At 74.2% G+C, this 25,723-nt stretch carries 26 protein-coding genes and 1 other RNA gene; 20 read left to right on the top strand and 7 right to left on the bottom strand.

What is annotated here, in order from left to right; all coding sequences use genetic code 11:
- Positions 1–115: 115 nt before the first annotated feature.
- Entirely contained in the window at positions 116–1,426 is a 1,311-nt protein-coding gene (locus tag JOD95_RS16595; RefSeq protein WP_209682918.1) for a PP2C family protein-serine/threonine phosphatase, read from the bottom strand.
- Between the two features lie 138 nt (positions 1,427–1,564).
- Complete coding sequence (locus tag JOD95_RS02935) at positions 1,565–1,828, bottom strand: hypothetical protein (protein ID WP_066653980.1); 264 nt, start codon at positions 1,826–1,828, stop codon at positions 1,565–1,567.
- Between the two features lie 98 nt (positions 1,829–1,926).
- On the opposite strand from JOD95_RS02935, the gene JOD95_RS02930 reads away from it, so the two are divergent.
- The 5 genes from JOD95_RS02930 to JOD95_RS02910 all read left to right on the top strand — a co-directional run bounded on the left by JOD95_RS02930 (position 1,927) and on the right by JOD95_RS02910 (position 6,937).
- Positions 1,927–2,889 carry an SDR family oxidoreductase gene (locus JOD95_RS02930; protein ID WP_066658122.1) on the top strand — a complete coding sequence of 321 codons (963 nt, stop codon included), beginning with the start codon at positions 1,927–1,929 and terminating at the stop codon, positions 2,887–2,889.
- 256 nt (positions 2,890–3,145) lie between these two features.
- Positions 3,146–4,456 carry a reverse transcriptase family protein gene (locus JOD95_RS16820; RefSeq protein WP_209682915.1) on the top strand — a complete coding sequence of 437 codons (1,311 nt, stop codon included), beginning with the start codon at positions 3,146–3,148 and terminating at the stop codon, positions 4,454–4,456.
- A 128-nt stretch (positions 4,457–4,584) separates the two neighbouring features.
- Positions 4,585–5,553: a helix-turn-helix transcriptional regulator gene (locus tag JOD95_RS16815; RefSeq protein WP_144411287.1), complete on the top strand. Its 969-nt coding sequence runs from the start codon at positions 4,585–4,587 to the stop codon at positions 5,551–5,553.
- Between the two features lie 58 nt (positions 5,554–5,611).
- Positions 5,612–5,863, top strand: coding sequence for a DUF4287 domain-containing protein (locus tag JOD95_RS02915; RefSeq protein WP_066653985.1), 252 nt, complete (start codon positions 5,612–5,614; stop codon positions 5,861–5,863).
- A 63-nt stretch (positions 5,864–5,926) separates the two neighbouring features.
- The gene (locus JOD95_RS02910; RefSeq protein ID WP_209682911.1) at positions 5,927–6,937 is read left to right on the top strand and encodes a hypothetical protein; all 1,011 of its coding nucleotides are present in this window, start codon (positions 5,927–5,929) and stop codon (positions 6,935–6,937) included.
- Here JOD95_RS02910 and JOD95_RS02905 read toward each other — a convergent pair.
- Positions 6,925–7,893, bottom strand: a complete 969-nt coding sequence (locus JOD95_RS02905; protein ID WP_209682909.1) for an AraC family transcriptional regulator — start codon at positions 7,891–7,893, stop codon at positions 6,925–6,927. The genes JOD95_RS02910 and JOD95_RS02905 overlap by 13 nt on opposite strands.
- A 241-nt stretch (positions 7,894–8,134) precedes the next feature.
- Here JOD95_RS02905 and JOD95_RS02900 point away from each other — a divergent pair, with 241 nt between their 5' ends.
- From JOD95_RS02900 to JOD95_RS02880, 5 genes are all read left to right on the top strand, one after another.
- A complete protein-coding gene (locus JOD95_RS02900) occupies positions 8,135–8,332 on the top strand; it encodes a hypothetical protein (RefSeq protein WP_066653991.1) in 198 nt (65 codons plus the stop codon).
- Complete coding sequence (locus JOD95_RS02895) at positions 8,329–8,532, top strand: hypothetical protein (protein WP_066653993.1); 204 nt, start codon at positions 8,329–8,331, stop codon at positions 8,530–8,532. The genes JOD95_RS02900 and JOD95_RS02895 overlap by 4 nt, the downstream gene beginning before the upstream one ends.
- Positions 8,533–8,570: 38 nt before the next feature.
- Positions 8,571–9,167 (top strand): TetR/AcrR family transcriptional regulator, encoded by a 597-nt coding sequence (locus tag JOD95_RS02890; protein WP_209682906.1) that lies wholly within the window; start codon positions 8,571–8,573, stop codon positions 9,165–9,167.
- Between the two features lie 73 nt (positions 9,168–9,240).
- Complete coding sequence (locus JOD95_RS02885; protein WP_209682903.1) at positions 9,241–10,578, top strand: alpha/beta fold hydrolase; 1,338 nt, start codon at positions 9,241–9,243, stop codon at positions 10,576–10,578.
- Positions 10,575–12,164 carry a GMC family oxidoreductase gene (locus JOD95_RS02880; protein ID WP_209682901.1) on the top strand — a complete coding sequence of 530 codons (1,590 nt, stop codon included), beginning with the start codon at positions 10,575–10,577 and terminating at the stop codon, positions 12,162–12,164. The genes JOD95_RS02885 and JOD95_RS02880 overlap by 4 nt, the downstream gene beginning before the upstream one ends.
- 116 nt (positions 12,165–12,280) lie before the next feature.
- On the opposite strand, the gene JOD95_RS02875 is transcribed toward JOD95_RS02880, so the two are convergent.
- Positions 12,281–12,862 carry a GIY-YIG nuclease family protein gene (locus tag JOD95_RS02875; protein ID WP_374191715.1) on the bottom strand — a complete coding sequence of 194 codons (582 nt, stop codon included), beginning with the start codon at positions 12,860–12,862 and terminating at the stop codon, positions 12,281–12,283.
- A 68-nt stretch (positions 12,863–12,930) separates the two neighbouring features.
- Positions 12,931–13,827: a siderophore-interacting protein gene (locus JOD95_RS02870; protein WP_209682899.1), complete on the bottom strand. Its 897-nt coding sequence runs from the start codon at positions 13,825–13,827 to the stop codon at positions 12,931–12,933.
- Between the two features lie 57 nt (positions 13,828–13,884).
- On the opposite strand from JOD95_RS02870, the gene JOD95_RS02865 reads away from it, so the two are divergent.
- From JOD95_RS02865 to JOD95_RS02820, 10 genes are all read left to right on the top strand, one after another.
- Positions 13,885–14,562 carry a heme oxygenase (biliverdin-producing) gene (locus JOD95_RS02865; RefSeq protein WP_066654006.1) on the top strand — a complete coding sequence of 226 codons (678 nt, stop codon included), beginning with the start codon at positions 13,885–13,887 and terminating at the stop codon, positions 14,560–14,562.
- Positions 14,563–14,771: 209 nt separating this feature from the next.
- Entirely contained in the window at positions 14,772–17,423 is a 2,652-nt protein-coding gene (locus JOD95_RS02860; protein ID WP_209682897.1) for a phosphoenolpyruvate carboxylase, read from the top strand.
- Between the two features lie 128 nt (positions 17,424–17,551).
- Positions 17,552–18,766 (top strand): multidrug effflux MFS transporter, encoded by a 1,215-nt coding sequence (locus tag JOD95_RS02855; protein WP_251154982.1) that lies wholly within the window; start codon positions 17,552–17,554, stop codon positions 18,764–18,766.
- A gap of 57 nt (positions 18,767–18,823) precedes the next feature.
- Positions 18,824–19,162 (top strand): STAS domain-containing protein, encoded by a 339-nt coding sequence (locus tag JOD95_RS02850; protein ID WP_066654011.1) that lies wholly within the window; start codon positions 18,824–18,826, stop codon positions 19,160–19,162.
- Positions 19,159–19,572, top strand: a complete 414-nt coding sequence (locus JOD95_RS02845; RefSeq protein WP_066654013.1) for an ATP-binding protein — start codon at positions 19,159–19,161, stop codon at positions 19,570–19,572. The genes JOD95_RS02850 and JOD95_RS02845 overlap by 4 nt, the downstream gene beginning before the upstream one ends.
- 142 nt (positions 19,573–19,714) lie before the next feature.
- On the top strand, positions 19,715–20,680 hold the full coding sequence (locus tag JOD95_RS02840; protein ID WP_209682893.1) for an AraC family transcriptional regulator: 966 nt from the start codon (positions 19,715–19,717) through the stop codon (positions 20,678–20,680).
- A 78-nt stretch (positions 20,681–20,758) separates the two neighbouring features.
- A complete protein-coding gene (locus tag JOD95_RS02835) occupies positions 20,759–21,343 on the top strand; it encodes an alpha/beta hydrolase (protein ID WP_209682891.1) in 585 nt (194 codons plus the stop codon).
- Between the two features lie 106 nt (positions 21,344–21,449).
- Positions 21,450–22,586, top strand: coding sequence for a hypothetical protein (locus tag JOD95_RS02830; RefSeq protein ID WP_209682888.1), 1,137 nt, complete (start codon positions 21,450–21,452; stop codon positions 22,584–22,586).
- A gap of 39 nt (positions 22,587–22,625) precedes the next feature.
- A complete protein-coding gene (locus tag JOD95_RS02825; RefSeq protein ID WP_209682885.1) occupies positions 22,626–23,531 on the top strand; it encodes a Nif3-like dinuclear metal center hexameric protein in 906 nt (301 codons plus the stop codon).
- Positions 23,528–24,262, top strand: a complete 735-nt coding sequence (locus JOD95_RS02820) for a zinc ribbon domain-containing protein (RefSeq protein ID WP_066654022.1) — start codon at positions 23,528–23,530, stop codon at positions 24,260–24,262. The genes JOD95_RS02825 and JOD95_RS02820 overlap by 4 nt, the downstream gene beginning before the upstream one ends.
- Before the next feature lie 99 nt (positions 24,263–24,361).
- Here JOD95_RS02820 and rnpB read toward each other — a convergent pair.
- Positions 24,362–24,718, bottom strand: an RNA gene (rnpB, locus tag JOD95_RS02815) — RNase P RNA component class A.
- A 246-nt stretch (positions 24,719–24,964) separates the two neighbouring features.
- Positions 24,965–25,714, bottom strand: coding sequence for a polyphosphate--glucose phosphotransferase (gene ppgK, locus JOD95_RS02810; RefSeq protein WP_066654024.1), 750 nt, complete (start codon positions 25,712–25,714; stop codon positions 24,965–24,967).
- Positions 25,715–25,723 lie beyond the last annotated feature (9 nt).

The following is a 25,723-nucleotide window of genomic DNA, read 5'->3' as shown; positions in this document are numbered from 1 at the left end:
TCGTGCCCGTCGCTGGACGGGACGCACGATCATCCCCCGTGATCGGTCCGGTGACCAGTCCACACTTCGAGGGACACGCGCGCCGGACCGCGGTCGCGACGAGGGGTCGGTCCGCTCAGGGGACGTAGCCGACGCACAGCACGGTGACGTCGTCGGGGTGCTCGTCGGCGTGCGCGAGCTCGGCGATGCCGTCGACGACCTGCTGCGGGTGGTCCCGCTCCGCCACCCACGCCTCGAAGCGGTCGAGCGAGTCGAGGTCGCCGCCGAACAGGTCGAGCACGCCGTCGCTCACGGCCACGATGACGTCGCCGGGCTCGAGGGAGGTGTCCTCGGCGGTCCAGCTCGTGCCGACACCGATCGGCAGGTGCGCCGACCGCAGCGGGCGGACGGTGCCGTCGGCGCTCCGAAGCACCGTCAGCCCGTGCCCGGCGTCCACCCACCGGGCGTGCCCGTCACGGTCGACCCGCACGTGGAAGCACGTCGTGAACTGTCCGCTGGTCAGGTCGGACGTCCCGGTCGCGAGCCCGGTCGCGGCGCGGCGGACGGCGACCGCGGGGTCGGACTCATCGACGGTGCTGCGGATGAGCGAGCGCACGGCGGCGGCGATCATGCCCGCGCCGACGCCCTTGCCCATCACGTCGCCGAGGGTGAAGGCGGCGCCGCCGGGGGTGGGGAACCAGTCGTAGAAGTCGCCGCCGACCGTCCGCGCGGGGATGCACACGCCCACCGCGCGGAGCTCCCCGGGCAGCCCCGCGGCGGTCGTCGGCAGGAGCGACTGCTGCACGAGGGCCGCGCGGTCGATCTCGCCCTCGGCCACCCGACGCCGGCGCTGCACCGCGGCGAGCTGGAGGCCGGCCTGCCGCGCGAGCTCGTTCGTCACGGCAGCCGTCGCCCCGAACACGAACACGACGATGAACAGCCGCACGAGCTCGCTCGGCCGCGGTTCGGTCGGGGAGATCGCGTAGGACAGCAGCAGCGTGCCGGTCGTGCCGAGCACCGGCCACACCACGTGCCGTCGCCCGGGGTTCGCGGCGACCCACACCACGGGCAGCACCACGATCGCGGTGAAGACCGAGGCGGCGTCGCCGGTGCCGAAGCGCAGGAAGCCGACCGCGAAGAAGTCGATCGCGGGGACGAGCAGCTCGACCCGCATCGCCGCGGACGAGCGCACGGCCACGGCGGCGAAGACCAGGCCGAGGAGGGCGATCGCGACCCCGCTCCACATCAGCGGGGCGTCGGTGACCTCGAGCCACGGGGAGAAGGTGCTCCCCACGGCAGCCCCGACGATCAGCGCGGCGATGATGGTCTGCTTCGCCAGCGGAGCCCACGACGTCCGGAGGCCGCCGAGCACGATCGGACCGGTGTCGTCGCGCACGCTGATCGTCCACGTCGGCGTCGACGAGGGGCGGTCCGCGGTGCTCGTCACGCGGTCGAGTCAACCCGGACGGGGTGTTCCGGGCAACCCCACTCCGAGGGCCGGGCGTGTTGAGCCGCGCTCACGCGACGCGGCTCACACGACGATCGGTCGTCGCGCCTGCGCTCGCGCGACGGTCGACCGCAGGTCTCAGAGGCCGAGACGGAAGGCGAGGGGGACGAGCAGCCCGGCGACCCAGACGAGCACCATCACCAGCGCGCCCGCGGCGAGCCACCGCCGACGACGGCGGAGCCTCGGGCTGCGGTCCTCGCCCCACATCTGCGCGCGGACCAGCGTCCGGTTCGCCTGCTCGACGACGCGGCGGACCTCGGGGTCCTCGAGCGGGAGCGCCCCGGACCGGGCGTGCTCGGCGATCGCCGTCGCCTCCTCGACCGTCAGCTCGTCCTTCGGCATGCGCCCATCGTCGCACCCCCGGGCACGTCCGGGAAGCCGTGGGGCGACCGCACCCGGCCTGGGCGTCGTCGCAGCCGGTCGCGGGTAGCAACGAGGTCATGACCAAACGGTTCCGCGGGAAGATCGTCGTCGTCACCGGAGCATCGAGCGGCATCGGGAGGGCCGCGGCGCACGAGTTCGCCCGACAAGGGGCCACCCTCGTGCTCGCCGCTCGCAGCCACGACAGCCTCGAGGCCGCCGCAGCCGAGTGCCGGTCACTCGGCGCCGAGGCGGTCGCGATCCCCACCGACGTCGCCGACGAGCACGCCGTGCGCGACCTCGTCGCCACCACCACCGCACGGTTCGGCCGGATCGACGTCTTCGTCGGCAACGCGGCGCTCTTCGTCTACGGGCTCTTCGAGCAGACCCCGACGAAGGCGTTCAAGCGCGTCGTCGACACGAACCTGTACGGGCACCTCCACGCGATCTCCGCGCTGCTGCCGCACTGGAAGCAGCGCGGCACGGGGACGTACGTGCTCGTCGGGTCGATCCAGTCGCTGCTCTCCGCGCCGTACCAGTCGGCGTACGTGACGAGCAAGCACGCCGCACTCGGTCTGGTCGACGTCCTCGGCGACGAGTACGCGGGCACCGGGATCCGGTTCACCGCCCTGCTCCCCTCGACGATCGACACCCCGATCTACCAGAACGGGGCGAACTACACCGGCAAGACCTCGCACCCCCTGCCGCCCACCGTGTCGGTCGAGCGCGCCGGTCGGGCCGTCGTCCGCGCCGCGCTGCACCCGAAGCGCTACCGCTTCGTCGGGCGGATCCAGGCGTCGCTCGTGCCGCTGCAGTACGTGTTCCCGGGACTGTTCCACAAGATCACCAAGCCGATGGTGGAGACGTTCGCGCTCCGGGGCAAGGGCGTGCCGAGCGACGGCAACCTGTACGAGCCCGCCGACGCCCACAACGCGACCGACGGCGGCTGGGTGGCGAAGCGCCGCCGCGTGACGCGTCCGCTCGTCTGGGCGGGCATCGCCGCGGTGGTCGGCACGGTCCTGCTCGGCCGCCCACGTCGCTAGCGGGACCGGAGCCGGACGGGAGGCGCGTGGCGGTCCGGCCGCGCGCCTCCCGTCCGTCGGTCGCACACCGTAGGGTGACCGCGTAGAGTTCCCGGGGGAGGCGGCCGACGCGCGCGACGCGTCGACCTCTCCGGGGTCACCCCGGGGCACGCAGGACCAGCAGGACGACACGCCCCGAGCGGGACGGCGCGCTCCGCGCGCGACGCCGCACGGAGGCACCGACGGGTCCTCCGGGAACCCCACGCCCCTCGAGGTCGTGGCGACGGCGCTCGCCGACGCCTTCCTCACCGCCGACTCGTGGGCCGTCGACGACCTGACCGCCGCCGGCTACGCCGTGGTCGGCGTCGACCGCGCCTACGTGGGACGAGCCGTCGGGGCGGCGCTCGACACCTACCCGCGACCGCCCGTCGACGCACCCCGCCAGCTCGCCCGGGTGCTCGCCGCGGCGCCCCGGCTCGCCGCCCTGCACCGCTCCCGCGAGGCCCGGCGTCCGGTCCGCGTGCTCGCCCGTCCGGTCACCGCCGTCCGCGCACGCCCCGCAACCGAGAGCCCGCTGCTCGTCGACACGCTCCCGGAGCTCGCCCGGGCGCTCGACGTCACCGTCGGTCGGCTGCTCTGGCTCGCCGACACCCGGGCGTGGAACCGGCACGCCCCGGCGGGCAGTCCGCTCCACCACGTCCGGCACGAGTGGGTGGTCCGGCCCGGACGGGTACCGCGCCTGCTCGAGAAGCCGATGGACCTGCTCCGCCGGACGCAGCGCACCGTCCTGGACGGCCTGCTGGTCCGGCTCCCGGTGCACGACGCCGCCCACGGGTTCGTGGCGGGACGGAGCGTCGTCACCGGCGCCGCGGTGCACACCGGGCAGCACGTCGTGCTCAGCGCCGACCTGACCACGTTCTTCGCCAGCGTCACCGCCCCGACGGTCTACGGCGTGTTCCGGTCCGCCGGCTACGCGGAACCGCTCGCGCACGTCCTGACCGGGCTCTGCACCCACCGGGTCCCGCCCCACGTCCTCACCGCGATGCCCGCCGGCGGGAGTCCCGAGGAACGAGCCGCGCTGCGCGAGGCCCTCGCCGTCGCCCACCTGCCACAGGGCGCGCCCTCGTCGCCGGCCCTCGCCAACACGGCGCTGCGGCACCTCGACGCCCGCCTCGCCGGCTGGGCGGGAGCGACCGGTGCCCGGTACACCCGTTACGCCGACGACCTGACCTTCAGCGGCGACCACCGGTTGGCCGCCCGACCCGACGCCTTCCTGCGCGGCGTCGAGCGGATCGTGACCGAGCAGGGGTACCGGCTCAACCCCCGCAAGAGCCGGGTCCGGAGGCGGGGGAGCCGGCAGTCGGTCACGGGGGTCGTCGTCAACGAGCGGCCGTCGCCCGGTCGCCGTGAGGTCGACCGGCTGCACGCCGTCCTGCACAACTGCGTCGTCCACGGCCCGGCATCGCAGGACCGCGCCGGGCACCCCGACCTCCGCGCGCACCTGCTCGGCCGGATCGGCTGGGTCGAGCAGGTGCACCCCGGTCGCGCGCGGCGACTGCGCGAGGAGTTCGCCCGCATCCGGTGGTGACCCGTCCGCACGCTCCGCCGTCCGCCGTCCGCCCTCGGCCGTCCGGAGGTGCACGGACGGCGACTCCGACACCGGGACACGCTGTCCGGGAAGCGCACACCGGCCGCCGGTCCTGAGACCATGCGATCGTGACTGGGCAGGCACGAGGGACGGAGCACCCCACGTTCCGACGCTTCCGCGTGGAGGCGGTCAGCGAGCACCGGGGTGACGAACTCGACGAGATCTACGGGACCGCCGGCGGGATCGACAGCGCGCTCGACACCTTCCGCTACCTCGGCGCGGGCGACGCCGAGGTCTCGGTCCGCCGGGCCGAGGTCCAGGGCACGCGGGCCGGCGTCATGCAGCCGCGCGACGAGCACATCGTCTTCTGGATCGGGGACGGCAGTGCGACCATCGAGGACCTCGACGGCGGCGACCCGCTCGCCGTGCAGCCGGGTGCACCGGTCCTGCTCACCGCCTCGCGTCGCTACGCCTTCACGGCGGACGTCCGCACGATCACGATGGTCCACCTGTCGGACCGCGTGCTCCGTCGCGCGCTCGTGCGCAGGGGACACCTGCCGACCGGGCCGGTGGTCCTCGCGCCGGAGTCCCCGGACGAGTCCGCGCGGCGGGCCCTGCGTGCCGTGATCCGTGCGCACGGTGGACCGGTCATGGACGCCGCGCTCGCCGACGCCGTCCGACAGACGATCAACGCGGAGATCGCCGACGCCGTCGTGGCGGCCTTCCCGGTCCTGCCGGCCGTCGCGCCGACCGGCCGTGGCTCCGCCGCGCGCGCAGCGGAGTGGATCCGCGCGCACGCCGACCAGCCGGTCACGCTCCGGGACATCGCGGACGCCGTCGGGATCAGCGAGCGGGGACTGCAGAACGCGATGCACCGTCGGTTCGGGGAGTCGCCGATGGCCAGGCTCCGGGCGGAGCGGCTCGACGGTGCCCGACGGGAGCTCGAGACGTCCGGCGGGGACCTCCTGGTGGCCGACGTCGCGCGCCGGTGGCAGTGGGCGCACCTCGGTCGGTTCGCCGCCGCGTACGCCGACCGCTTCGGCGAGCACCCGAGCGACACCCTGCACCGCAGCCGGCGGGACGACGGGTTCCGCTGAGGCCACGGCGGCGGCGCCGGCGTCCGCACGTCCTGCGACCACGGCTACCCTGGCGGCCATGACGACACGCCGCGTGACCGCTCCGGAGCCGCCGGAGGACGGGTCGAAGCCGAAGGGCCCCGCCTCGTACTTCCCGAGCATCGAGCGGACCTACGGGCGCCCCGTGCAGGACTGGCTCGACCTGGTCGCCGAGCAGCTGGACGGGCACCGGCACGCGGAGGTGGTGGCCTGGCTGAAGGACGAGCACGGGTTCGGCCACGGGCACGCGAACGCGGTCGTCGGGTACGTCCGGAACGCGCTCGACGGCTGACCCGGCCCGGGCGCCCGACGGCTCGGCAGTCGCGGTGTCGGAGGTGCTCCCTACGGTGACGGCGTGGTCGAACCGGTGGACGCGTGGTGGCGACGGCGACAGTGGTCGCGGGGCACCGCCGTACCGTACGCCGTCGGCGAGTTCCGCTCGGCGTGGGCGTCGTACCCGGTGCTCGTGCGGCAGTACCACCCGGAGTGGAACCACGGCGTGGTGCTCACGCAGGTGCCGCCCGCGGCCGAGGTGCTGCTGACGTGGGAGTGCGACGTCGGTCACGTCTTCGTCGCAACGCCTGCCGAGCAGCGGTCGCGACCCGGGCGGGAGCGCCGACGGTCCGTCTGGTGCCCCGAGTGCCACCTGCAGGCGGCACCGCAGCGGTGGCCGGTGCTCCCCGAGGACTGGCCGGCAGCGATCCCGCCGCCGCAGCGGGCGGAGCGGGTCAGCGGCCGCCGGACGCTCCCGTCGGCTCCGGGGCGAGGCCCGGTCCCCGGCGTGGGCCGGGTGCCGACCGGTGCGGTGGCGTCGTCCCGATCGGGGGCTCGTGCTGCGGGACGGTCGGGCGCACGCTCGACACGGGCGAGCGGTGCACGGTCGTCGCAGCCGGTCCCGCGGTCGATCTGCCCGAAGACCCCGAGGGTCCCGTCGGGTGACTCCTTCACGAGCGTGTGCGCCCCCGCGCCGGCGTCGGCGGTCGAGGCCGACCTGCGGCAGGCGCTGCGCGACCGGTTCGCCTTCACGTTCGACCACACGGCCATCCGGCTCGACCGCCCGTTCTTCGACCACGTCGAGGCCTGGCCGGACATCGTGCTCCCGGAGCTGCGCGTCGCGATCGAGTACGACAGCACGGGCCGACACGGGCTCGAGCACGTCGGACCCCGGCAGGAGACCGACCGGCGGAAGGACCGTGCCGTCCGCGCCGTCGGGTGGGAGGTCGTACGGATCCGCACCGGCCGCCTGCCGGCGCTCGGTCCGTACGACCTCGAGGTGTCCGGCATCTCCGGGCGCACGATCGAGCGGCTCGTCGACACCCTGCGGGACCTCCGCGGAGCGCTCTTCGTCGACGCCTACGCGCGCTGACGGCCGGATCGGCGCAGGGTCTGACGCGGGTACTCGCCGTGGCGCTGCTGGTAGGTCGCGGAGAAGCGGCCCGCGTGGGCGAACCCCCACTCGCGCGCGACCTCGGCGATGTTCGTCGTCGCCGGGTCGCCGGCGAGCAGCGCCTCGCGCACGCGGTCGAGCCGGACCTGTCGGATGTACGCGTTCGGCGAGAGCTCGAAGGTCCGCTGGAACGCCGTCTGGAGGGCGCGGAGACTGAGTGACGCGACCCGCGCCAGGTCGGTGCTCGTGATCGGCAGGTGCGCGTGCTCGTGGACGTACTCGACGGCTCGTCGGACGTGCGCGTTGCGGGGGAGCAGCAGCTCGTCCGGCAGCGAGGCGCTGACGATCGGGTACAGCTCCAGCAGTGCCAGCGCCCCGAGCCGACCCATCTCGGCCTGCAGCAGCGGGGAGGCACGGCGGTCGAGGACGGTGTGCGAGATGAGCTGGACGCTGCTCCGCCAGACGCGCATCCCCCGCTCGTCCGGTCGGACGGTGTGGTCGAGCACGAGCTGCCCGGGCGCGGTCCCGCGTTCACCGGCGACCTCCTCGAGGGCGCTCCGGTTGACCTGGACGATGCGCTGGTCGTAGTCGTCGTACGAGAACGCGGCGCCCTGCTGCGGCCAGAGCTGCGGTCGACCGGGCTCCATCACGATCCGGGCGTCTCCCGACCCGATCGCAGCGGTGCCGCGGGTCGTCCACTGCACCACGAAGTCGTCGGACGGCGTCATGACGCCCTCGAGGTGGCCGTCGAAGCGGATCGACCGCAGCGACATCGCGGCGTCCCCCACCGCCGAGTAGCGGAACGCGAACGGCTGTCCGGTCGCGTCGGCGCTCCACTCGTTCCCCGCGTAGGCGGTCGCGAGGAAGTCGCGGGCTTCGTCGAGGTCGGAGCTCTGGGTCTCGACGTCGATGCGTGGCGGCGTGATCGGGTTCATGGGTCCCGTGCATTCTGTCCGCCGGACGCGGCGCTGTCCGGACACCGGTGTCCCCGGTCCGGGGGTGGACGACGTGGTCCGCACAGCAGGGATGTCCGGAGATCGTCGGACGAGGACTGCCGGACGTCCGTCTTTCGTCGTCGTCGCCCGGTCGGCGTCCGCCCGGCGCCGCGGTCTCCTAGCGTCCTCGGTGGACGGGTGCCGGATCGGCCGGCCCCCCGGAGACCCGAGGACGACGACCGTGACCATCATCGCCACCGACCTGGACACCGGACCCACCACCGCCCGCGCCGCCGGGATCGGTCGCACGACCCCGCGGTTCGCCGAGGTGGTGGAGGCCCGCCGACAGCGTGGCCTCCAGATCGCCGCGGTGTCGACCGGTCTGCTCTCGGTGACCGTCGCCGCGTCCGCAGCGATCCTGCTGGGACTGTCCGCATGAGCATCCCGCGCAACGAACTCGGCATCCGCGGGTCGCGGCTCTCCCGCGGGACCCGCGCGCTGCCCGGGGCGGACCACTCGGTCGCCGACACCGTGCTGCCGGTCCGACGGTCGGCCGCCGCCGACGCACCGACGCAGCCGATCGACATGCGAGCCCTGCTCGCCGAGGCCCTCGACGCCGCTCGCGTGTCGGGCCAGTAGGCTCGCGCCACCCGCGGTCCCGACCCTGCAGAAGGCACATGACCCTCCTCACCCTGACCCCCACCGTCCGTGAGTCCCCGACACAACGCCGGGCGTCGACCGCGGCGGACACCCTGTTCACACGGCACGGCGTCACCCCGGTGACGCTCGACGACGTCGCGGACGAGGCCGGACTCACGCGCGACGAGCTCACTGCCGCGTACCCGTCGAAGCGGGAGCTCGTCATCGCCGTGCTCCAGCGCTGGCACGGCGCGTGGCGACGGGCACTCGACGGCATCGCTCGGGACGCCGACGATCCGCGGGACGAGGTCCTCGGGGTGTTCGGGTACCTGGAGCAGTGCTTCGCCGACGAGGGCTGGCGCGGCTGCGCGTTCATCAACGGGCACGCGGAACTCGGGCGCACCGACCCGGCGATCGCCGAGCTCGCGCGAGCGCACTTCGCCGACGTCGAGGCACACCTGACGCAGCTCTGCGCGCGTGCCGGCGTGCCGTCGCACGTGGCGCAGGCACTCTCGTTGCTCGTCGAGGGTGCCCGGGTGGAGTCCGCCGTGCAGCGGTCGGCGCAGCCCGCACGGGTGGCTCGCCTGGGTGCCGCGATGCTCCTCTCGGTCTACGAACCGCGCACGTCCTCCTGACACCGCCCGTCGGGGTACGTCGCAGGGGTACAGGAGCCTGGGTCCCGCGCGATCCGGACGGTAGGAACGAAGGATGACAGCGACCGCCTTCTGCCTGCACGCGCTGGGCTCGAGCTCGGAGGAGTTCGCCCTCCTCCGCTCCGAGCTCGCCGGCACCCTCGACCTCGTCGGCATCGACCTGCCGGGCTTCGGGCGGAGCCCCGCCTCCGGTGGCACGACCGTCGAGGAGATGGCCGTGCTCGTCGAGCGGGCGATCGGGGCGAGCGGCGCCACCGAGTGGGCGATCGTGGGTCACTCGATGGGTGGCAAGGTCGCGACGGTCGTCGCCGACCGCACGGTCTCGGGCGCGAACGGCCTGTTCGGACTCCGCGCCGTCGTCCTCCTCGCCGCCTCGCCCCTCGCTCCCGAGCCGATGGACGAGGACCGCCGCGACGCGATGCTCTCGTGGGCCGCGGACGGGCCGATCGAGCCGGACCACGCGGCGGAGTTCGTCGACGCGAACACCGCCGACGTGCTGCCCCCGGACCGGCACGAGCAGGCCGTGCAGGACGTGCGCCGCACCGACCCGCGCGCCTGGCGCGACTGGCTGCTCCGCGGTAGTCGGGAGGACTGGTCGACGACGGCCGAGCCGAACCCCGTCCCGGCGCTCGTGCTCGCCGGCGCCGAGGACGGCGACCTGGCGGCCGGAGCGCAGCGTCGCCTCACGATGCCGCACTGGCCCGCCGCCGAGCTGCACGAGGTACCTGGCGCCGCGCACCTGCTGCCGTGGGAGCGCCCGCAGGAGGTCGCCGCGCTCGTGCGCAGCTTCTGGGAGCGGCGTGTCGCCCACGGACCGGTCGTCCCCGCCGACCAGGCCCGGGTGATCGCCTCGCCGCGGGTGAGTGCTCGGACCCGGGGCGTGCTCGCGGTGCGTGCGCTGCCCGACGACCCCGCCGCGACGCCGGAGGCCCTGTCCCCGCAGCAGCTCGACGTGCTCCGGGCGGTGGCTCGGATCGTCGTCCCGCAGGCAGGGCCGGGAGAGGTGGACGTCGCGCTCCGTGTCGACCGTCAGCTCGCCGCCGGGCAGGGCGACGGATGGCGCCCCGAGGGGATGCCGGAGGACGCCGACGCCTACCGTGGTGCGCTGGACGTGCTCGCGACGGTCGGTTCCGGCGACCTGCCCGCGGTGCTCGAGGACGTCGCCGCCGGCCGGTACCGGTCGGACGGCCCGCTCGGGGCGGAACAGCTGCGCGTCTGGTTCGAGGACGCCAGCGTGGACCTCGTGAAGCAGTGGCTCGCCCACCCCGCCACGATGTCCGAGATCGACTACGACGGCTTCGCCAACGGTGGCGACGGCGTCCGGAAGCAGGGCTTCCAGCTGCTCGGAGCCGGGCAGCGGGAAGCGTGGGAACCCGAGGGAGCAGGACGATGAGACTCGACGCACAGCGCCACCACCAGGACGACGAGGTCGTCGACGTCGTCGTCGTCGGGACGGGTGCCGGCGGCGCCCCGCTGACCGCTCGCCTCGCCCGCGAGGGCCTGAGCGTCGTCGCGTTCGAGGCCGGTCGGAACACCGAGCCCGGCGACCACACGCCCGACGAGGTCGAGGCACCGGTGGACATCAACTGGATGGACGAACGCATCAGCGGTGGTGCCGCTCCGACCGCCTTCGGTCCGAACAACAGCGGGACCGGCGTCGGCGGCTCCACCCTGCACTGGGGCGCCTTCACCCCGCGCCCGAGCACGCACGACCTCCGTCTGCGCACCGAGAGCGGGCAGGGCGAGGACTGGCCGATCGACCACGCCGAGCTCACCGCGTACATCGAGCGCGTCGAGCACGAGGTCGGCGTCGCCGGCCCCGCGCACTACCCGTGGGACCCGGACCGCCGGTACCGGATGGGTCCGCCCGCGCGGAACGCCTCGTCGGACATGATGATGCGCGGCACCGCGGCGCTCGGCATCACCGCGACGGACGCACCGGTCGCCCTGACCACCGAGGACCGGGTGCAGGAGCACCACGGGCTGCGTCAGGCGTGCGTGTCCTGCGGGTCGTGCCACCAGGGCTGCCGCAACGGGGCGAAGGTGTCGATGGACACGACCTACCTGCCCGCCGCCGTCGCCTTCGGCGCGGAGATCCGTCCGGAGTCGTTCGTGCACGGCATCGAGCTCGACGCCGACGGCAGGGTGTGCGCCGTGCTCTACACGCGCGACGGCCGTGAGCGCCGCCAGCGGTGCCGGTCCCTCGTGCTGGCCGCGGGCGGGGTGGAGACGCCGCGTCTGCTCCTGCACACCGGGCTGGCCAACAGCAGCGGCCAGGTCGGTCGGAACTTCACGGCGCACGGGGCGACCCAGGTGTGGGCGACCTTCGACGAGTCGATGCGGTCGTACCGCGGCTACCCGTCGTCGATCATCACCGAGGACTTCGTCCGGCCCGCGGACGCCGACTTCGCCGGTGGGTACCTGATCCAGAGCCTCGGCGTCCAGCCGCTGACCTTCGCGACCACCCTGGTCCGCGGCGGGGGGCTGCGCGGTGCCGAGCTCGTCAAGGCCATGCGCGACTACCCGCGGACGGCCGGCGTCGGCATCAACGCCGAGTGCCTGCCGTACGACGACAACCGGCTCGTGCTCTCCGACGACCTCGACGAGCACGGCGTGCCGCGGGCCCGTGTGACGTTCTCACCGGGTTCGAACGAGGACGCGATCCGCGCCCACGCCGTCCGCACGATGACCGCCATCGTCGAGGCCGCCGGCGGGACCGACGTCCGGGTGCTCGAACGCACCGCCCACACGATCGGCACGGCACGCATGGGTTCCGACGCCGGGTCGTCCGTCGTCGACCCGGCGGGTCGGTCGTGGGACGTGCCGAACCTGTGGGTCTGCGACAACTCGGTGTTCCCGAGTGCCGTCATCGCGAACCCCGCGCTCACGATCATGGCGCTGTCCCTGCGCACCGCCGACCGGTTCCTGCGGGACGACCCGGCAGCCGACCGGCAGCGCGCGACGGCCGCAGCGGCCTGACCCGAGGTGCTGCGCGGCACCTCCGCGCGGCACCTCCACGACCCGCGTCGCGCACGGCACACGTCCGCGCAGGGAACGGGAGCCGGTCCCTGCCGTGCAGGGACCGGGAGCCGGCCTCAGCCGCGCAGCGCCAGTGCCTCGCTCGTCCACCGGGCGTGCAGCGCCCACGGGTCGTCCACGCCCGCGGCGACCCGCGCGACGTGCTCGAGCAGTGCCGGCGTGGTCCGGAACCACTCCGTCCCCGGGAACCGGTCGTCCGCGAAGGCCGTGTGCCGTCGTCGCTCGACGGACCGGTCGCCGCGTTCGAACGCCAGGAGCTCCTGGTGCGGCACCGCTGCGAGCCGTCGCCGCGGGTTCGCGGTCGTGCCGATCTTCACCCGGTCGCCGAAGTCGTCGCGCTGCCGCAGGTAGTAGACGACGTCGACGCGCGGCGGTGGCAGTTCGCCGTCCGGCACGTCGCCCCACCGCCACTCGCACGTCCCGCACAGCACGGCGCTCGGCCAGCGCACGCCCACGCGCGACCCGCAGACCGGGCACGGGCCCGGCAGCGCGTCCTCCGTTCCGACGTGCTCCGCCGCGACCTCGGCGACCAGGGTCACGTGTCCGCCGCAGAGCGGCAGGACGGCGGCGAAGCCGTCCGCGGACGGCGCGTCGCAACCGGGGACGCAGCAGGCGAGGACGGCAGGAGGGGTGACCACCCGGCGGACGCTAGCGTGCGCCACCGACGCGCACCGGGCCTCCCGGCCGACGCACGGAGCGGGGTCGCTCAGTCCGCGAAGATCACGCCGACCGGCTCGCGCTTCTCCTCCTGGAACCGGTCCTCGGCCCGTCCGAGCGCCCAGTACGCGGACAGGGACATCTCCGCCTTCTCGAGGCACCACTCGTCCTGCAGCACGCGGCGGAGCGCCTTCACCGCGGTCCGCTCGCCGTGCGCGAAGACCTGCACCGGTCGGGAGGCACGGGGCAGCGCCCGAGCGGCGGCCACCAGCAGCGCGCCCGGCTCGGCGCCGGTGGCGTCGCGGTGCAGCCACCGCAGGTCGACCCCGTCCGGGTGCTCGAGCGGCTGCTCGTCGGCTGCGCCGCCGACCTCGACGAGCGCGACGCCGCGGGCGTCGTCGGGCATCGCGGCGAGGGCCGCGCCGATCGCGGGCAGCGCGCTGTCGTCGCCGAGGAGTACGTGGGTGACGGTCGGGTCCGTCGACGGCGCGTACCCGCCGCCGGGCCCGGACAGGGCGAGCAGGTCGCCGGGCTGTGCGGCGGCGGCCCACGGGCCGGCGAGGCCCCGGTCGCCGGGCCCGTCCTCGGGCCGGTGGTCGTCTCGCCCGTGGTCGTCGTGCCCGTGGTCGTCGTGCAGCACGAAGTCGATCGCGATGGTCTCTGCGGTGTGGTCGACGGACCGGACCGTGTAGGTGCGGCGCGCCGGCCGCTGGTGCTTCGGCAGGGTCTCGCGCAGCGCCTCGAGGTCGTACGGCGGGGTCAGGCCGCTCGACGGCGGCGCGAGCAGGAGCTTGACGTACTTGTCCGTGGCGGCGAGGCGGTCCGGGTCGGCCCCGTCGACGAAGTCCCGGAAGGCCGGACCACCGAGGTGGACGCGCACCATGTGCGGGGACAGGTGCTCCGTGCGGTCGACGACGAAGACGTGCTGGGTGCGCTTGGGACTCATCCTGGGATTCCTCTTCCGGTGCTCGACCTTGCCAGCTACTGAGGTTAGCCTCACCTCATGAGTCCGACCGTGACGCCGTTCTCCGAGCTCCTGCGCCGGCGCTCCCGCACCGCTGCGGACCCGGCCGTGTGGACCGGCGGTGCCCACGACCTGCTCGCGGGGGAGTGCGACGTCGCCGACTACGCCGACCTGCTCGGCCAGTACGCCGTCGTGTACGACGCCCTCGAGCGTGCCGCCGAGCGGATGGCGGACCACCCGGTCGCCGCACCGTTCGTCACGACGCAGCTCACCCGGATGCCCGCGATCCGCGCCGACCTCGAGTACCTCGTCGGTCCGGACTGGTCCGAGCTCTGCTGTCCGACCGCGGCGACCACCGCGTACGTCCGTCGCCTGTGCGCCGTCGCGGCGACCTCGCCCGGGGCGTTCGTCGCGCACCACTACACGCGGTACCTCGGGGACCTGACGGGCGGCCCCACCCTGGCCCGGATGCTCGAGGACCGGTTCGGGTTCGACACGAACGGCGTGCTCTTCACGATCTTCGACCAGGTGGCCGACCCCGCCGCCTTCGAGGACACCTACCGGGCCCAGCTCGACGCGGCCCCGTGGTCGGACGCCGAGCGCGAGGCCGTGCTCGCCGAGGTGGAGCTGGCCGCAGGCCTCGACCGGGCGCTCGTGGCCTCGGTGCGTCGCCCGACGGCGGGCGATGGTCGGACCGTGCCGCTGCTCCCCGCCTGACCGTGCCGGTGCTCCCCGCCTGATCGGGCTCCGGGCACGACGGGGCAGATCGACCGCCGGCGCGTCCACCGCCGCGTCCGTCGGCGCGCTGGCGGGCCGTGCCCTGGGCGGTCCGCGGTCCGTCCGGACGGTCGTCGTCACGTGCCCGCGTCCGCCGGTACAGTGCTGGGGACCCGGGACGCGGTCCCGGCGCAACGTGAGAGGAACCCATGACGGCGATCGACGGATCGACGCGCCACGGGCGCGCACGGGACGACGTCAGCGGCGCGGTCGACAGCGACCTGCGCGCGGACGTCCGGTACCTCGGCAACCTGCTCGGGCGGGTGCTGCGGGAGACCGGGGGTGACGAGCTGCTGCACGACGTCGAGAGCCTGCGCGCCGCCGTCATCGACGCCTACGAGGGCTCCGACGCCGAGGGCGCCGCCCGTGCCGAGGCGATCGTGGCCGGCATGTCCGCCGAGCGGGCCGAGGCCGTCGCCCAGGCGTTCACGACGTACTTCCACCTGACGAACCTGGCCGAGGAGCACCACCGCGTGCGCGTCCTCCGTGCCCGGGGCGACGACGGCGGCCTGCCCGGCGACTCGTTCCCCGCGACGTACGCCTCGCTCGTCGAGCAGGTCGGCGCCGACGAGGCCGCCGCGCGCCTGGCCGACCTGCGGTTCCACCCGGTGCTCACCGCCCACCCGACCGAGGCCCGCCGTCGCGCGGTCACCACGGCCGTCCGGCGCATCACCGACCTCATCGACGAGCGCGACCGCTCCCGCAACGCCACCGCCCGCGCCGAGAACGAGCGGCGGCTGCTCGAGGAGATCACCACGCTCCTGCGCACCTCACCGCTGCGCACGACCCGGCCGACCCCGCTCGACGAGGTCCGCACGGCGATGAGCGTGTTCGACCAGACCCTGTTCGAGATCGTGCCGCAGGTCTACCGCCTGCTCGACGACCGGCTGCTCGGCGACGACGCCGGTCGGGTCCCGGTGACCGCACCGGCCTTCGTGCGCTTCGGCACCTGGATCGGCGGCGACCGCGACGGCAACCCGCACGTCACCGCCGGCGTCACCAAGCAGGCCGCCGACATCGCCGCCGAGCACATCCTGCTCGGCCTCTCCCGCGCAGCCACCCGCATCGGCTCGGCACTGACGCTCGACGCCGCCGAGACCCCCGCGGACGCCGGACTGCAGGCCCTCGTCGCAGCGCAGGAGCAGCTCGACCCGGGCATCGCCGAGCGGATCGGCGTCCGTGCCCCGAACGAGACGCACCGTCGCGCACTGCTCTTCGTCGCCGCCCGCATCCGCGCGACGCGCCGCGGCCAGGAGGGCCTGGCGTACGGCGACCCCGAGGAACTGCTCGCCGACCTCCGGGTGATCCAGGCGTCGCTCGTCGCCGCCGGTGCCGTCCGGACCGCGAACGGCGACCTGCAGAACCTCGTCTGGCAGGTCGAGACCTTCGGGTTCCACCTCGCCGAGCTCGAGGTCCGTCAGCACTCGCAGGTGCACCGGAACGCCCTGGCGGAGATCCGGGCCGGCGGCGAGCTGAGCGAGACCACGGAGGAGGTCCTCGCGGTGTTCCGCACCGTCGCGGACCTGCAGCAGCGCTACGGCGTCCGTGCCGCGCACCGCTACATCGTCTCCTTCACGCAGTCGGCCGCCGACCTGGCGAACGTGCACGAGCTCGCCCGTGCCGCCTGCGGTGACGCGGCCCCGGTGCTCGACGTCATCCCGTTGTTCGAGACCTTCGCCGACCTGCACGCGAGCGTCGACATCCTCGACGAGGCCGTGCGCACCGAGCCCTTCCAGCGGCGGCTCGCGGCGACCGGGCGTCGGCTCGAGGTCATGCTCGGCTACTCCGACTCGTCGAAGGACGTCGGCCCGGTCTCGGCGAACCTGGCGCTCTACGACGCTCAAGCACGGATCGCCGACTGGGCGCGCGAGCAGGACGTCGAGCTGACGCTGTTCCACGGCCGCGGCGGATCGCTCGGCCGCGGTGGTGGCCCGGCGAACGAGGCGGTCCTCGCACAGCCGCCGGGGTCGATCGACGGGCGGCTCAAGCTCACCGAGCAGGGCGAGGTCATCTTCGCCCAGTACGGCGACCAGGACATCGCGGCACGGCACCTCGAGCAGATGGCCTCGGCGACGCTGTTCGCGTCGTCGCCGTCGAACGAGGAGCGCACGGCCGTCGCGGCGACCCGCTTCGCCGACCTCGCGCAGCAGCTCGACGACGTCTCGCGCCGCGCGTTCTACGACCTGGTCAAGGCGGACGGCTTCGCGCCGTGGTTCGCCCGCGTCACCCCGATGGAGGAGATCGGACTCCTGCCGCTCGGCTCCCGCCCGGCCCGACGCGGCCTGAGCGTGGAGTCGCTCGAGGACCTCCGAGCGATCCCGTGGGTGTTCTCGTGGACGCAGGCACGCATCAACCTCGCCGGGTGGTACGGCCTCGGCTCCGCGCTCGAGGCCGTCGGCGACGTCGATGCCCTGCGCGCCGCGTACGCGGAGTGGCCGCTGTTCGGCGCGATGATCAAGAACGTCGAGATGTCGCTCGCGAAGACCGACGAGCAGATCGCCCGCCGCTACCTCGAGCTCGCCGACCGCGACGACCTGGCCGCCAAGGTGCTCGACGAGATGCTCCGCACCCGCGACTGGGTGCTGCGGGTCTCCGGCGGGAGCGACGTGCTCGAGGACCGTCCGGTGCTCGCGCGTGCCGTGCGGCTGCGCAGCCCGTACGTCGACGCGCTGTCGCACCTGCAGCTGCGCGCCCTGCGGGCGATCCGGACCTCCGGCAGCACCGACCCGACGGACGGCGACCACCGCCTGCTCCTGCTCACCGTCAACGGGGTCGCGGCCGGTCTGCAGAACACGGGCTGATCCGCCCACGACCGCGTCACGGACGGGAGGCGCGGTGCCGGCGGGCACCGCGCCTCCCGTCCGTCACGGGTCAGCGTGGTGCCCGACGGCCGTCGCGGATCGGTCCGCGCAGGCGTAGCGTGGCGTCGGTGACGACGGAGCGCGCGGGGACCGGACCGACGACCGCGACGACCCGGCTGCCGCCGATCGTCCCACTGGCACTGATCGTCGGCGTCTCGCCCTTCGCCACCGACATGTACATCCCGGCGCTCCCGACGATCGCCCGCGACCTCGACACCACGCCCGGGGTCGTGCAGCTGTCGCTCACGGCCTTCCTCGTCGCGTTCGCGGTCGGCCAGCTCCTCGCCGGGCCCGTGAGCGACGGCACCGGACGGCGACCGCTGCTCCTCGTCGGGACCGTCGGCTTCGCGCTGGCGTCCGTCGGCTGTGCGCTCGCACCGGACGCGGGCACCCTGGTGGCCGCCCGCGTGCTGCAGGGACTCGCCGGTGCGGCCGGAGCCGTCGCCGGTCGTGCGATGGTCTCCGACACGGCCTCGGGGCCACGGGCGGCGACGGTGTTCGGCACCCTGGCCGCGATCAACGCCGTCGGGCCGGTCGTCGCACCGCTGGCCGGCGGCGCCGTGCTCACCGTCGGGTCCTGGCGCCTGATGTTCGTCGTCCTCGCCGTGCTCGGGGTGGCGTTCGCCGTCACGGTCGTCCTGCGCTTCGGTGAGACCCTCCCGCCGGCCGCCCGGGGCGGGACCGGCTTCCGGGCGAACGGGCGTCGCATCCGGGACCTGCTCGCGATCGGGCGCTTCCGGGCCTACGTCCTGACCGGGGTGCTCTCGACTATCGGCTTCTTCGCCTACATCGCGACGAGCTCGTTCGTGTTCCAGCAGCAGTACGGCTTCTCGGAGCAGCGTTACACGCTCGTGTTCGCGACGAACGCCTCGGTGATGGTCGTCACGACGCTCGTGTTCCGCCGCGTCGTCGGCCGGTTCTCCGAGGACTCCCTGCTGACCGCGGGGCTCGCCACGGGGACCCTCGGCAGCGCGGTCGTCCTGGTCGCCGCCCTCGCCGGAGCGGGACCCGTGCCGGTCTGGTGCGGGCTCGCGGTGGTCACCGGGGCCTGGGGGTTCGTGCTGCCCGCGGCCATGACCCGGACGCAGCACGTCGGCGCTGCCCACCCGGGGACCGCGGCCGCACTGCAGGGCGGTCTCACCTTCGGACTCGGCGGGCTCGGGACGCCGCTCGCGGGTGCGCTCGGCGGGACCGCGACCGCGATGGGCGCCGTGATGGCGACGCTCATGGCGGCCGCCGTCGTCGTCCAGGTCCTCGCGACGCGGCGAGGCCGTACCGCCTGACGGCTCACACCCGGTAGGTTGCAGGGTGCACCCGCACCGAACCGAGGAGGCCCCTGCATGGACATCGTCGTACACGAGGCGACAGACGACACCGCCGTGCTGGAGTGCAGCGGACGACTCAACATGGTGAGCGCGGGAGCCTTCCGCGAGACCGTGGCGAAGGTCGTCGAGGGCGGACGCTCGCGTCTCGTCGTCGAGCTCTCCGGCGTCGAGTTCATGGACTCGTCCGGACTGGGCGCCCTGGTCGGCTGCCTGAAGACCGCGCGCCAGGCCGGGGGAGACCTGCGGCTCGCCGCCCCCTCCGAGCAGGTGCAGATGGTGCTCAAGCTCTCCAACATCGACAAGATCCTGCGGACGTACCCGGACGGGGACGCCGCGGTGACGAACTGGGCATGACCGTGGCCACCGGCGAGCACGTCCTCGACCTCGCCTGCCCGCCCGACGACGTCACGGCGGTGCACACGTTCCTGTCCTCGGTGTGGGCACACGAGCCCGAGCTGTCCCTCGAGGACCGCATGGCGCTCGAACTCGCCCTCGTCGAGCTCGCCTCGAACGTCATCGAGCACGGAGCCGGCGGTCGTCCGGTGTCCTGCTCGCTCCGGATGGACGTCGGCCCGGACGAGGTCACGGTGTCGCTGTCCGACGACGGTGTGCCGGTCCTGGTCGACCCGTCGGCGGCGCACCTGCCGGACGCGCTGGCCGAGGGCGGCCGCGGGCTCGCGCTCGTGCAGATGGTCGTCGACGACCTGCGCTACGAGCGGGTCGACGACCGGAACCGATGGGTCGTCCGGCGCGGCCGCCGCTGACCGGCCGCCGCTGACCGGTCGCCGCTGACCGGTCTCCGCGTCCGGCCCGCGCATCATCCGTTTCCCGCACGGGAGGAGCCGGTCCGCGCACCCCGGGACGGTGCGCATGCGGGACCGGCGATGTCGTGTCACGCTCGGTCCGGTGACGACCGAGACGCGCGCTGACACCCGGATGCGCTACGAAGCCGTGGGGACCGACCTCGGCGCGGCGCTCCAGCTCTTCTCGGACGCGTACGACGGCGCGCACTTCGCTGCGCGCCACACCGCGCGGTCGTTCGGGTACCGCTTCAAGGCGGTCGGTGACGCGTCGATGTCGTTCCGGTCGACCCACTTCGACGCGCACGCGACGGGTGAGGCGTCCTCCGGCGACGACTACGCCGTCATGTGGGCGACCGACGGCGGAGGCACGGTCGACGTCGGTCGGGACGAGGCGTCCTTCGCTCCCGGGCACGCGCTCGTGTTCCCGGCAGGTCGGCCCTTCGTCTTCGAGGTCGAGGACGTCCGGCAGAACCTCGTGCACTTCGACCGGAGGTTCCTCGAGGGCATCGCGGCGGAGGAGCACGGCGGGCAGGCGGGCGCGATCGTCTTCGACCACACCGCGAGACCGCACGCCGAGGACCTGCGGGTGTGGAACGCACAGGTCCGACGGGCCGCGCAGGTCGTCCTCGGCCCCGCGGCTCCCTCACCGCTCGTCATGGCCGAGACCGCACGCGAGACCGCACTCGCGATGCTGCGGACCTTCCCGCACGAGCAGATCGCGCCCGAGGTCCCGATGCCGCAGGGTGCGACGAGCCGGGTCCGCGAAGCGGTCGAGTACATGCACGCCTACGCGCACACCCCGATCACGACCACCGACGTGGCCGAACACGTCGGACTCAGCGTCCGCGGGCTGCAGCAGGCGTTCCAGCGGCAGGTCGGGACCGCCCCGAACGCCATGCTCCGTGGCATCCGGATGGACCGCGTGCGCGAGGAGCTCCACCGGGGTACCCCGGGGGAGCTCACGGTCGCCGCGGTCGCGGTCCGGTGGGGCTTCGCGCACCTCGGTCGGTTCTCGGCTGCCTACTCGGCGCGGTTCGGCGAGTACCCGCGCGACACCCTGCACAGCTGACGACCGTCGCCGCCAGGGCTGCCCGCTCCGATGCCCGGACGCCCGCTCCGCTGCCCGGATGCCCGCTACGCTGCCCCGATGGAGGAGCAGCTGCGCCCGGCGGACCGGCACCCCTGGGTCGTCGTCCCGGGCATCTGGGGGTCTGACCCCGAGCACTGGCAGTCCCGCTGGCAGGACGAGCGCGTCGACGGTGCGGTGCGCATCGCACCGAGGTCCTGGTCGGACCCGGAGCCCGGCGACTGGAGCCGGGCGATCACCGAGGCCGTCGACGCCTGCTCCCGGCCGCCGGTGCTCGTCGCGCACAGCCTGGGCGTCCTGGCGGTGGCCGACTGGTTGGCAGAGCACGGCGTCGACGGCGCTCACGAGCGGGTCGTCGGCGCGTTCCTGGTGGCACCCCCGGACCCCGAGGCGCCGGTGTTCCCCGCCGAGGCTGCCGGCTTCCGCGCTCCGCGCCGACCCGTCGCGGTACCGACCGTGCTCGTGGTCAGCGACGACGACCCGTACTGCTCCGTCGACCGAGCCGTCGCGTTCGCCGGCACGCTCGGGTCCCGGGTGGTCCGGGTGGGGGACCGGCAGCACGTGAACGTCGCGAGCGGTGTCGGTGCCTGGGACGAGGGTCGGCGCCTGCTCGACGACTTCGCGGAGTCGCTCCCGAGGCCCTGACACGCCGCTCATCTCCGACCCGGTACGTCACGTCCGAGAGTGCGGGATGCGCGACACACCGCGGATCTCCCCGCATCCGGCGCGCGTGATATCTATCCTGCGTCACATGGAGACCCAGCCCGGTGCGCGCACCCCCCTCGTCGACCCGTTCGGTCGCGAGCTCGAGGAGTGGCTCCGAGACGTCCCGGCCACCCGTACGCCGTACCTGGCGGACCTCGTGGTGCCGCCGGTCACGGGTCCGGTGCAGCGCCCGGTGACCACGGACGCCGTCGCCGAGCCCGCCGTGCCCGTCGGCCCTGGTGCGGCTGCTGCCGAGCCCGAGCCCGAGCCCGGGTCGGCGTCGGACGCACCCGCATCCGCGCTCGTACCCGCCGCTGCCGCGCCCGCCGCCGAGCACTCGGAGCCCACCGCCTTCCGTCGTCGTGATCGTGCACGACACGTGGCGGCCTGCGCCCCGTCGTTCCCCGAGCCGCCCGCCCGGATCGCCCTGCGCATCGAGGACCTGGCGGTCGAGGTCTCCGCCACGAGCGGCCGCACCACGATCGACCGCATCGTGCTGCTCGAGGACGAGGTCCGCCGCCGCGACGAGGACCTCGCGCGCCTCGCCGCCTGGGAGGCCACCGTCGCCCACCTCGACGACGCCGAGGTCGACGCCGCGCGCGCGTTCGCCCGCGCCGTCTTCGCGGACCTGCTCGCCGACGCAGCGGACGAGGTCGCGCGCCGTGATCGTGCCGCCGCCCGACGCGCCGCCACAGCACCGGTGCCGACGCCCGTGCGTGCAGCAGCCGCCCCGCGCGCCGCCGCACCCCGGACCGACGTCGCGACCCCGACGCGTCCCGTCCAGCGGGCCACGACCGCACCGACCACGACCGGGGTCCTCGCGACCACGGGCTCGGGTGCCGTCGACGCTGCGGCGACCACCCCGGGCCGCGAGCTGCCGGTCCGGCCGGTGCTGGGCCTCCCGGTCGGCTCGCCCCTGTCGGCCGCGACCCGTCCCGCTCCGCTCGTCCAGCCGGCCACCGGGCCCACCGTCATCGACCGGGCTGCCTTCGCGGCCGCGCTGACCGCGCACACCGGTGCGACGGCGAGCACGCCGGTCGTGCTGCCCGAGGCGGTGGCCCTGCCCGCGAGCGAGACCACGGCGAGCCACGACGACGAGCACGCGCCGACGACGGACAGCACCGGACCCGGCTGGTGGGCGCGCCTCGTGGCACGTCTGCGGTCCCTGTTCGGCCGCCGCTGAGCGACCCGGACCCCGCCTGCGGCTCGGTAGACTGACGGGATGCCGACGCTCCGCGAACTCCAGGCCGTGATCGAGGACCTGTGGCCCTCCGCCGGCGCCGAGTCCTGGGATGCCGTGGGGCTCGTCTCCGGGCACCCGGACCAGCCGGTCGAGCACGTCCACCTCGCCGTCGACGCCGTGCCGGCCACGGCAGACGAGGCGGTCGCCGTGGGTGCCGACCTGCTCCTCACCCACCACCCGCTCCTGCTCCGCGGCGTCACCACGATCGACGAGACGACCGCCAAGGGACGGGTCCTCGCGACGCTCGTGCGGGGCGGGACCGCCCTGCTGGCCGCGCACACGAACGCCGACGTCGTGACGACCGGTACCTCGGTCGTGCTCGCGGACCGGCTGGGCCTCTCCGAGCAGCGGCCGCTCGAGCCGGGGGCCGAGCCCGGCACCGGCATCGGTCGTGTCGGGGTCCTGCCGCACGGGACCACCCTGGGCGCGCTCGCCCGGCAGCTCGTCGACCTCCTGCCGCCGACGGCCACCGGGGTCCGGGTCTCGGGCGACTTCGACCGGCCCGTCCGCACGGTCGCGCTGTGCGCCGGGGCCGGCGACGCCTACCTCGGCAACGCCGCGGTCCGCACCGCCGACGTCTACGTCACGAGCGACCTCCGGCACCACCCCGCCTCGGAGTTCCGCGAGCAGGCCCTGCTCGTCGACGGCCCGGCGCTGGTGGACACCTCGCACTGGGCGACCGAGTGGCTCTGGCTCGACGTCGCCGCCGAGCAGCTCCGACGACTCGCCGGCGTCCGCGTGACCGTCAGCGACCTGCGCACCGACCCCTGGGACTTCGCCGTCCTGCCCGCGGCCGAGCCGACACCCGGACCGACCGCTGCGGACGGCTCCGGCTCGACCGGCACCGCCGCTCCCACCCCCGCCCCCGAAGGAGACCGACCGTGAAGGCAGCACCCGAGGACCAGGTCGTCCTCCTCGACCTCCAGCGCCTCGACAACGACGTGACCCGTCTGTCGCACCGCATCACCGCCCTGCAGAAGGGCGACCGTCTCACGGAGCTCGGCACGACCGCCGCCTCGTTGCGCGCCGAACTCGCCGCCGCGACCGGCCAGGTCGAGGACGCCGAACGGGAACGCACACGCCTCGAGTCGGACACCGCGACGGCGCAGGCCCGCATCGAGCGCGACACGACGATGCTGCAGAACGTCTCCAGCGCGAAGGACGCCGCCGGGCTCGAGAGCGAGATGGAGTCCCTCCGTCGCCGCATCGGCGACCTGGAGACCGCCGAGCTCGAGGTGATGGAGCAGCTCGACGTGCACCGCGCTCGCGTCGGGGACATCGAGGCGAAGCTCGCCGGGGTCGAGGCGGACCGTGCCACCCTGGTCGCGGAACGTGACTCCGAGATCGCCCGTGCCGAGGCCGACCGCGAGTCGGCGGTCCAGAGCCGTGCGGCCGTCGCCACGAAGGTGCCCGCGGACCTGCTGGCGCTGTACGACCGGCAGCGTGCCCGCTACGGCTTCGGTGCGTCGCTGCTGCAGGGCGGGGTCTCGACCGCCTCGGGCGTGACCCTCACGAACTCGGACCTGCAGGACATCCGTCGGGCCGCGCCCGACGACGTCGTGCTCTGCCCCGACAGCGACGCGATCCTGGTGCGCACGGCCGAGTCCGGCCTGTAGACGCGGGACCACCGGACGGGAGGCTCGTGGCGACACCGCCACGAGCCTCCCGTCCGTCGTCGGTGGGGACGCGCGGGGCGCGCTCGTGGTGTCGTGTGTGCGAACGGGCCGGCCGTACGCCGGGTTCTGTCCCGCTCTCGCGGTGACGGCCATCTCTCTCGGACCGACGTTGCCGCCGGCCTCCAGCGGTCCACCCGAGGACTCAGCGAGCAGCCTCGTCGTCCTCTGTCTGACCTTGCTCCGGGCGAGGTTTACCGAGCGGATCCGGTCACCCGGACCCCTGGTGGTCTCTTACACCACCGTTTCACCCTTACCGACGTCGCCGCCGGCGGTCTGCTTTCTGTGGCACTGTCTCGCGGATTGCTCCGGGTGGGTGTTACCCACCGCCCTGCTCTGTGGAGCCCGGACGTTCCTCGGCACTCCCGGGGGAGTGACGCGACCGTCTCACCGACCCGTTCGCACCCCCGAGTCTACCGCTGCCGACCCCCGTCCCGCGCCCGCCTGCTGCCGACGGTTCCGCCGTCCGGCCCCTCTCTTGCCCGCCGTCGTTCGCCGAGCGGGCCAGATCTGTCACGCTCGACGCTGACACCCGACCGATCGCACCCGTTCGTCGGAGCACGCGCGGCATGTCCTGCCCGCTCGCCGGACAGCCGGAGCCGGCCGCCGGCGGACGGGCAGGAGCAGCGCTGTCGGCAGCGCCGCCTACTTGCTGCGCGCCGCCAGGGTCGCTGCCCCGATGATGCCGGCGTTGTTCCGGAGGGTCGCGGGGATGATGTCCGCCTGCAGGTCGAGCAGCGGCAGGAACTCCTCGTGGTGCTTCGACACACCGCCGCCGACCACGAAGAGCTCGGGGGAGAGCAGGGCCTCGAGCGTCGAGTAGTACTTCTGCAGGCGCTTCGCCCAGTGCTTCCAGGAGAGCTCGTCCCGCTCCTTGGCCGCGAACGAGGCCTTCGTCTCGGCGTCGTGCCCGTCGATCTCCAGGTGGCCGAGCTCGGAGTTGACGATGAGCACGCCGTCGTTGATCAGCGCCGTGCCGATCCCGGTCCCCAGGGTCGTGACGACCACGAGCCCGTCCTTGCCCTTCGCCGCGCCGAACTGCTGCTCGGCGAACCCGGCGGCGTCGGCGTCGTTGACGAAGTGGATGGAACGACCGAGCTCCTTCTCGAAGAGCGCCTCGGCCTCGAAGCCGATCCACTTCTTCGACACGTTCGCAGCCGACATGGTCTTGCCGTCACGGACGATCGCGGGGAAGCAGACCCCGACGGGCACGTCCGCCGCCGGAGCGAGCTCGTCGAGGATCGACTTCGCGACCGCGACGATGTCGTGCGGCTTGCCGCCCTCGGGTGTGGCCTTCTTGATCCGGTCGGTCGTGAGCTCGCCGGTGGCGACGTCGACGATCGCGCCCTTGATGCCCGTACCGCCGATGTCGACGCCGACTGCGAGGGAGGTCATGAGAAGCGG

It is taken from the genome of Curtobacterium sp. 1310 (assembly GCF_017834105.1).
Lineage (GTDB): Bacteria > Actinomycetota > Actinomycetes > Actinomycetales > Microbacteriaceae > Curtobacterium.
Note: the sequence above shows the minus strand (reverse complement) of the source record. Positions and strands in the feature narration are given on the sequence as shown.

Coding starts and splice junctions, on each gene's coding strand:
- JOD95_RS02935 (WP_066653980.1), bottom strand. CDS start 1,828: ATGCCGAAGGACGAGCTGACGGTCGAGGAGGCGACGGCGATCGCCGAG.
- JOD95_RS02930 (WP_066658122.1), top strand. CDS start 1,927: ATGACCAAACGGTTCCGCGGGAAGATCGTCGTCGTCACCGGAGCATCG.
- JOD95_RS02915 (WP_066653985.1), top strand. CDS start 5,612: ATGACGACACGCCGCGTGACCGCTCCGGAGCCGCCGGAGGACGGGTCG.
- JOD95_RS02905 (WP_209682909.1), bottom strand. CDS start 7,893: ATGAACCCGATCACGCCGCCACGCATCGACGTCGAGACCCAGAGCTCC.
- JOD95_RS02895 (WP_066653993.1), top strand. CDS start 8,329: ATGAGCATCCCGCGCAACGAACTCGGCATCCGCGGGTCGCGGCTCTCC.
- JOD95_RS02890 (WP_209682906.1), top strand. CDS start 8,571: ATGACCCTCCTCACCCTGACCCCCACCGTCCGTGAGTCCCCGACACAA.
- JOD95_RS02885 (WP_209682903.1), top strand. CDS start 9,241: ATGACAGCGACCGCCTTCTGCCTGCACGCGCTGGGCTCGAGCTCGGAG.
- JOD95_RS02880 (WP_209682901.1), top strand. CDS start 10,575: ATGAGACTCGACGCACAGCGCCACCACCAGGACGACGAGGTCGTCGAC.
- JOD95_RS02870 (WP_209682899.1), bottom strand. CDS start 13,827: ATGAGTCCCAAGCGCACCCAGCACGTCTTCGTCGTCGACCGCACGGAG.
- JOD95_RS02865 (WP_066654006.1), top strand. CDS start 13,885: ATGAGTCCGACCGTGACGCCGTTCTCCGAGCTCCTGCGCCGGCGCTCC.
- JOD95_RS02860 (WP_209682897.1), top strand. CDS start 14,772: ATGACGGCGATCGACGGATCGACGCGCCACGGGCGCGCACGGGACGAC.
- JOD95_RS02850 (WP_066654011.1), top strand. CDS start 18,824: ATGGACATCGTCGTACACGAGGCGACAGACGACACCGCCGTGCTGGAG.
- JOD95_RS02845 (WP_066654013.1), top strand. CDS start 19,159: ATGACCGTGGCCACCGGCGAGCACGTCCTCGACCTCGCCTGCCCGCCC.
- JOD95_RS02835 (WP_209682891.1), top strand. CDS start 20,759: ATGGAGGAGCAGCTGCGCCCGGCGGACCGGCACCCCTGGGTCGTCGTC.
- JOD95_RS02830 (WP_209682888.1), top strand. CDS start 21,450: ATGGAGACCCAGCCCGGTGCGCGCACCCCCCTCGTCGACCCGTTCGGT.
- JOD95_RS02825 (WP_209682885.1), top strand. CDS start 22,626: ATGCCGACGCTCCGCGAACTCCAGGCCGTGATCGAGGACCTGTGGCCC.
- ppgK (WP_066654024.1), bottom strand. CDS start 25,714: ATGACCTCCCTCGCAGTCGGCGTCGACATCGGCGGTACGGGCATCAAG.